The following is a 6,286-nucleotide window of genomic DNA, read 5'->3' on the forward strand; positions in this document are numbered from 1 at the left end:
TTATCCATGAAAGCCAAAAGTTTCATGTTTATTGTAAAAAATGAAACAGATAATCATTAAATTTTAGGCAGTAGGAAATAGGGAGTAGGGAATAGGGATAAAACTCATAAGGTATGGAACTATTAGAGTAGCTCTTGAGATTACAGAACTGCCAAAAAAAATCCTTAACTGAACTGTATTGATTTATACCTAAGCGGTCTAAATTTTCAATTTGGATGTCCAAAATATGCTATTGTAATTTTTGGCATTATGAAATACCTGAATCATATCAACACTATAGTCATTTAACTTTAGATTGAGACAAAGCTTTCTTGCTATGAGGGAGTTTCAGACGAAAAAACGTCTCATTTTTAAGTTAAACTACTATAATTTCAGAACGTAGATAAACAACCAAAAGTTGGAAGTAAAACTTCTGAGTTTATTGAGGATGAATTAGCTAAAAATCAGGTTGCAAATAATCATCATTAGAGAGGATATGACATGGAAATTTATATGACATCTAACTACTCATTCAACACAATTGGAGCAAAACCTTCTCTCGAACCTGCTGGTGATTTAGTAACAAAAGCAATCGAATCTATCCAAGACTATTCACAGGTAAGACTTGCAGATTACGGCATTGTAGATGGATCGCCTAATTCCCAATAATGTCATCCTTTTATTTCAACCTCCTTACACTCCTTATTTCAACCTCCTTACACTCCACAAGTCAATCCCATTGAAAGATTGTGGAAAGAAATTCAAAAAAAATTCAAGTGGGAACTGTTTGAAAATCTCGATATTTTCAGAAAGCGATTATCTAAAATCTTACTAGAATTAACCCCAAAAACTATTATATCTGTGACCGGATGGGACTTGATTTTAGAAGCTTTATCTGATGCTTTATTTGTAGCATAATTTTTTGTATTTCATATTAATTATACTTTAGGTATAGTGGAATGCCAAATTATATCAAGTCCGGTTAAACAGTTATAGAATGGTTAACTCAGGAGGAGTCAGGAGTCAGGAGTCAGGAGTCAGGAGGAAAGAGAATTACAAAGATAAGCGTAGTTATGACGATTGGAGAATTTTTTTATGTGCAATTAACCGGATTTGATATTATCTGCAAAAACTCTATAAATGTAGCGTCCACAGTAACGGACTACACATTATTTACACGTTTAATGTCGCGGAGCGAAAGGCAAATTGACGACCTACAGCAGGTAAGGACTGCTACAAATGCCTAGTGACTTCTCAATCCCGTGAGTCCATATAAACAGCAATAATCTCACGAACCTCTACTTCCATTGCTAACCAGACCTACTGCTTATTACCTTATTTAACCACTCTATTAAATAATTATAAAAAATTTCTAAAACCAATCTTCTTGGTCGTTATTGTGTTTTTTATAAACCTGACCTTTGCGATGAATTTCACGAGTTTTTTCATAGAGCTTTTCTTCAGTTAGTTCCCACTTTGCCAATACTTTATCTAAGTCTTCCTGAATATCTTTTGCCCCAGGAAAACCTCGATAACGAATTTTTAGTCTTGCTAATTCTGCTAAGTTATAGGCAGTATCTTTTTCTGCTAATAGGGTGTTAACTATTAGTCTATCTTTATGATATTGGGGATGCTGTTGTTCTTCTGATTTCATAAAAATAAGGAAGAAGGAAGAAAGAAAAAGGAAATAAGGAACTAAGAGTTAAAGTAATTTCGCAAAACTACTTTTTTCTGACTAAGGAAGGAAGAAGGAAGAAAGAAAAAAGGTTGAAGCAAATGAGAAATTGAGATATAGTAATTCTAAATAGGTTGTAAAATTTCATCATTTTCTTTGTGGGTTTAATACCCCACCGTCTACACGGTGTTCAAAATTACATGGGGATTCTAACCCCAAGTAATTTTCCTCCTGTCTCCTGTCTCCTGTATTCCCCTCCTGGGAGGGGTTGGGGGTGGGTTGTCTCCTGTCTCCTGTCTCCTTCTTCAACAGTTTTTTTTGACGAATCATTTCATATTGCTATAGATAAAAAATTACTGCCGAACTACCCTATCTTAAGCCTAGCAGTAATTTTTAATTATTAATTGCTGATAACTGATAACTGATTTAACTCTCTATATTATTCCACTTTTGAAAATGACTATCTTGATGATTATTTTGAGTATTATTAACTAAACTAGGCTGAAGTTCTAAAGCTTTTTCTTGAAAAAAAAATGCTTCGTAAAATCTGCCCTCTTGCTCCAAAACTTTGCCTAAATTCCAATAAGCTTCTGCTAGATCGGGTTTCATTTTAATTGCTTTTCTATAATTAATCATTGCTGCATCAATTTGCCCTTTTTTATAAAACATACTCGCCAAATTGACAATCGCTTCAATAAAATTTGGATTGATTTTTATTGCCAATGAATAAGCACGAAGAGCAGCATCTATTTTATTTTGTGCTTGTAGGATGTTTCCCAAAGTTTTGTAGACTGGAGCAAAATTTGCTTGTTCTTTTAATACTTTCTGACAAACAGCGATCGCTTCAGTAAAATTTCCCTGATTATAATAAATCTCAGCTAACTTATTAATAGTATCAACATCATCTTGTTCATATTTCCATAACTCTGAATAATCATTTTTTACTTGACTTAATTCAGTATAATTTTGAGATTTATTATTTTGTTGAAAAGTTTTTTTATCTTGTAAATTTTGATTCATCTTCTAAAAGCTACTGATCTCAACTAATTTTTCCCCTTTATTTCTTCCTCCTTCCTCTTCCTTCTCCCTTCTCCCTTCCTGATAAGAAATAAACATGAGCGCTCACAACTCGCCAACCAACAGAAGTACACATCCAAGTTTGACTTTGCCTACCCATTTTTCCAGTTTTTTGACGCTGAAATTCAGTATTTGCTGTAGCAAAATCTTGACCATAAGTTGTAATAACAATATTCATTAATACTCACTCTAAATTAACTTTTCCACGCGCTTTTCTAAAAGCTGATATTGCCTCATATCCATAGAGATTTTCATTTACTCCATAACGCATAGTCTGGGGAATATGCCAAAATAATTCATCTAAAACTCGCATTCCGCACGTCAAATTGTAACATTAAAAGTAGTATAAAAATCGGAGGATCGATCAGTATTTATACTATATAGATCCTATTCATTGACCTTTCTCAAAGTCAAATTCTCAGGAAAATATTAAGTATAAATACTTAATTATTTACTCCTATTAACCACTATTTTTTTCTCCTGACTCGGTCTTCCTGACTCGGTCTTCCTGATTTTTATACTACATTTTGAAGTACGGAATGTGGGCTAAAACATTCACATTATTACTAATCAAAGCAACTTCATATTGCTCAAATCCTCCTGTTACCTCTGCCACGACATCTGGAATATTAATCTCCATTTTAATTATTCTCCTAATCACAGTATTCTAAAAAATTTTCTGGAACTATTTTCAATTCTCCAGACTTAAATCTATCTATCGAAACCCAAAGTGCCGTTTTTTTTCGTTCCTTCTCCCAAAAAGTTAACTCCTCTATTTGATAAAACTTTGGGTCAGCAAAATCACATTTATATAATTGAATTAACTCATGTCTTTCCTCTCCATTAAACATAAAAATATTTTCCATACATCCCAAATATTTAATATTAGTCAACTCAGCTTCAATCTCCTCTTGAAACTCTCTCTGTAAAGCATCACGACTATACTCTCCAAAATCAACGCCCCCACCCATAACTCGATAGAAACTTTCCTGTTTTATAGAGTCATAACCTTGAGAAATAAACAAGTGATCGTCATCTCTAATTAAACCCAAAGCTAAGACCCTTATTTGATTCTTCTTACTCATAATTTTCTCACATAAATATCAAAGTTAATTGGGAAATACAAGTCAATTCAGTTATCAGTTAGCCGTTAACATTTAACAGTACCTCCTACTTCATTAGGGGGCTTGAAATACTGAATTTTCTTTCTCTTGGTCGATTGGATATGGCGAGGAAACCCGCTCTTGACAGAGCCGCTCCGTAACGCCATCCAGCTCCGAATATCGACCGCTTTTTATCCCCTTAAAAGGGGAAGGTTGAAACCTAATTTTTTTGTCAGTAAAAAAAGCTTAATCAGGTTTAATTTTTACAATATAGAAAAAAAATAAATTAAGTAGGTAGGCACAAAAAAAATTAAGTATGTAACAAAAAGTAAAGTAGTTTATAAGCCTTTTCCCTTCTGCCTGCTGCCTTCCTCTAGCGATAAATTTTAACGCCTACCTACTGACAATCAATTATCATCAGAAAAACCCATTTCATAGTTATTTTCTGGCACAGGCCAATCCTCATTTTGCCCCCCAATAATAAGTTTTTCTATTTTGACAAACTCCTCACTTAATCGTTGAAAACTGTTAGTCAAAATATCTATTGCTAAAGCATCGCTAGTTCCCAAATCAAACCAACAACGACCCCAAAATCCTTGATATTCTACTTCTCCCATATTGTGCATAACAGCCATCATACTTTGACCTGCAACTTCCTGACTATATTCCATATAACTAACCTCTATTCCTGCATCTTGAACCTGTAGATTTTCTGCATTAAAGCCACCCAGTTTTCCTAATAAAAACCAGGAATCAAATAGTTCCTCTATGTAATGCTTTTCTGCCGTTGAAGGAACAGTGCTAAACTCTAACCAAATCCACACATCAAAAGGATTAAATTCGCGAAATTGTATTTCCATAAATGTTTGTCATACCTGATTTTATTTAGAGTAATTATAACGATTTATCAATATAGTAATCTGGGTATAAATAATCAAAAATTACCAGGATAAAAAAACTATGAATCCTTACATCTGTTCTCTCATTCCCAGATATTTTATCCACCACTACCCCAAGAATTGTTATAGAAAAAAATATAATTTAGTTGAAAATTTATACTTTTGAATTAACAATTTAACTAGCTTTTAGCGTTTCCGTACCGGAATGCTCCACTACTGCTGAGTGCTGATTACTAATTGCTAAATGCTACTTTAAAGCAGTGGTAATTCTGTTGGTCCCCATGTACCTAAACCATCCCTAATAGCATCTCGCATTGGGTCACAAGGTCGTTTACCATCATCTATATTATTAATATTTTTACACTGTTCAAAAAATACTTGTGCTACCAAACGTCTTGGCATTTTGTCTGACTTTTCCAAAGCCATATCAAAGTTTTCCCTAGCTTTTTTTCTCATTGATAAATCATTATCTTTATCTCGAGCTTGAGCAACTAGAATTTGTGCTTTTAAGTAATGTACTTCTGGATTATCTGGAACTTCTAACAAAACTTTATCCACATATTCCAAAGCTTTTTCAAGTTTGTCTAAATCTCGATAAGCTACTGCCACTCCTCGATAAGCTAAATGATGAGGATAAGCTTTTTCTTGCAATGTTTTTATTGCCTTTTCGGGGTCAGAAAATGGTAAATTAACAGCTAACATTAAATCCATATATCCTTTGAGTAAATTTAACTCTGGATCTGATGAATTTATTCTCTCTGCTGTTTCAAAATGACTCAGGGCTTTCCTAAGTTTCTCCAGAGCTTTTGGAGCACCTTTTAATGTACCTTCAGTAGATATAATATAAGCACCTTCTAAAAATTGACCAGTTGCAGCATAAATATTACCGCGAACTGGATTACTTGCAATTAAATTTTCTGCTACTTCAGTAGTTTTCTCGGCATACAATTTTAACGATTCCCAATTTTCATCTAAGTAATGTAAGGAAGATATCATTGCATAAACAAGTGGCTCACTTATCTCTTCAGATTCAGCTATTTTCAGATAATCTTTTGCTTGTTTATAATTTCCTTCCTCAAACATTGCTTTAAAAGCTGCTTCAGTTTTTTCTCCTATTTCAATAGGATTTCTTTGGCGAAATGGGTCTCCAATTGCTGGATTTACTAATAGATTTAAACCAATTAGAGTAGCACTAGAAAAAACAGATATTTGTTTCAATACAGATTTTCTTTGACACCAATTAAATAATATTTTCCGCATAATTTATTTTCAAGCTAACGCCATTTATCAAGACTTTAGTAATTTTCTATGTTAGACCTTCAGCTATATTATAAATTATAAGTGGAAGTTAAATTAAAACAGAAAATTTTTCTCGCATTTGAAACTTAGAAACCTAGTACAGCATGGCGGAGGTAACTAACCAGTCACAAAATCCTAAAACAATTGCAAATCAATACTTTTGACTTTTAACTTCCATGTAGCGACATTAGACTATTAAATATGACTAGAAATCACAGATTTTTGTCTAAACTTAACCACCTTTAAGCATTGTA

Annotated in this window: 9 protein-coding genes and 1 pseudogene; 2 read left to right on the forward strand and 8 right to left on the reverse strand. The window is 33.2% G+C overall.

Features of this window, described 5'->3' with window-relative positions; all coding sequences use genetic code 11:
- Window positions 1-492: 492 nt before the first annotated feature.
- Window positions 493-648, forward strand: coding sequence for a hypothetical protein (locus F6K13_RS13560; protein ID WP_161564949.1), 156 nt, complete (start codon window positions 493-495; stop codon window positions 646-648).
- A gap of 78 nt (window positions 649-726) precedes the next feature.
- A complete protein-coding gene (locus tag F6K13_RS13565) occupies window positions 727-897 on the forward strand; it encodes a hypothetical protein (protein ID WP_161564517.1) in 171 nt (56 codons plus the stop codon).
- Between the two features lie 454 nt (window positions 898-1,351).
- Here the strand turns inward: F6K13_RS13565 and F6K13_RS13570 are convergent, their stop codons facing one another.
- From F6K13_RS13570 to F6K13_RS13605, 8 genes and pseudogenes are all read right to left on the reverse strand, one after another.
- Window positions 1,352-1,633, reverse strand: a complete 282-nt coding sequence (locus F6K13_RS13570) for a DUF3288 family protein (protein ID WP_124144927.1) — start codon at window positions 1,631-1,633, stop codon at window positions 1,352-1,354.
- 168 nt (window positions 1,634-1,801) lie between these two features.
- Window positions 1,802-1,984: a hypothetical protein gene (locus tag F6K13_RS13575; protein ID WP_124144926.1), complete on the reverse strand. Its 183-nt coding sequence runs from the start codon at window positions 1,982-1,984 to the stop codon at window positions 1,802-1,804.
- A 96-nt stretch (window positions 1,985-2,080) separates the two neighbouring features.
- Window positions 2,081-2,674, reverse strand: a complete 594-nt coding sequence (locus tag F6K13_RS13580) for a tetratricopeptide repeat protein (RefSeq protein WP_124144925.1) — start codon at window positions 2,672-2,674, stop codon at window positions 2,081-2,083.
- Window positions 2,675-2,711: 37 nt separating this feature from the next.
- A pseudogene (gene hpxZ, locus F6K13_RS13585) lies at window positions 2,712-3,044 on the reverse strand (oxalurate catabolism protein HpxZ).
- A 207-nt stretch (window positions 3,045-3,251) separates the two neighbouring features.
- The gene (locus tag F6K13_RS13590) at window positions 3,252-3,371 is read right to left on the reverse strand and encodes an AtzH-like domain-containing protein (protein WP_287287620.1); all 120 of its coding nucleotides are present in this window, start codon (window positions 3,369-3,371) and stop codon (window positions 3,252-3,254) included.
- A 13-nt stretch (window positions 3,372-3,384) separates the two neighbouring features.
- Window positions 3,385-3,816 carry an NUDIX hydrolase gene (locus F6K13_RS13595; RefSeq protein WP_124144924.1) on the reverse strand — a complete coding sequence of 144 codons (432 nt, stop codon included), beginning with the start codon at window positions 3,814-3,816 and terminating at the stop codon, window positions 3,385-3,387.
- Window positions 3,817-4,241: 425 nt separating this feature from the next.
- Entirely contained in the window at window positions 4,242-4,694 is a 453-nt protein-coding gene (locus tag F6K13_RS13600) for a DUF3531 family protein (protein ID WP_124144923.1), read from the reverse strand.
- Between the two features lie 291 nt (window positions 4,695-4,985).
- Window positions 4,986-5,993: a Sll0314/Alr1548 family TPR repeat-containing protein gene (locus tag F6K13_RS13605; protein WP_287287621.1), complete on the reverse strand. Its 1,008-nt coding sequence runs from the start codon at window positions 5,991-5,993 to the stop codon at window positions 4,986-4,988.
- Window positions 5,994-6,286: the final 293 nt, after the last annotated feature.

Source organism: Okeania sp. SIO2B9, from assembly GCF_010672505.1.
Classification (GTDB): domain Bacteria; phylum Cyanobacteriota; class Cyanobacteriia; order Cyanobacteriales; family Microcoleaceae; genus Okeania; species Okeania hirsuta.

Excerpts from the sequence above, each read along its gene's own strand:
- F6K13_RS13600 (WP_124144923.1), bottom strand. The coding sequence starts at position 4,694 with ATGGAAATACAATTTCGCGAATTTAATCCTTTTGATGTGTGGATTTGG.
- F6K13_RS13570 (WP_124144927.1), bottom strand. The coding sequence starts at position 1,633 with ATGAAATCAGAAGAACAACAGCATCCCCAATATCATAAAGATAGACTA.
- F6K13_RS13580 (WP_124144925.1), bottom strand. The coding sequence starts at position 2,674 with ATGAATCAAAATTTACAAGATAAAAAAACTTTTCAACAAAATAATAAA.
- F6K13_RS13595 (WP_124144924.1), bottom strand. The coding sequence starts at position 3,816 with ATGAGTAAGAAGAATCAAATAAGGGTCTTAGCTTTGGGTTTAATTAGA.
- F6K13_RS13590 (WP_287287620.1), bottom strand. The coding sequence starts at position 3,371 with ATGGAGATTAATATTCCAGATGTCGTGGCAGAGGTAACAGGAGGATTT.
- F6K13_RS13575 (WP_124144926.1), bottom strand. The coding sequence starts at position 1,984 with ATGATTCGTCAAAAAAAACTGTTGAAGAAGGAGACAGGAGACAGGAGA.
- F6K13_RS13560 (WP_161564949.1), top strand. The coding sequence starts at position 493 with ATGACATCTAACTACTCATTCAACACAATTGGAGCAAAACCTTCTCTC.
- F6K13_RS13605 (WP_287287621.1), bottom strand. The coding sequence starts at position 5,993 with ATGCGGAAAATATTATTTAATTGGTGTCAAAGAAAATCTGTATTGAAA.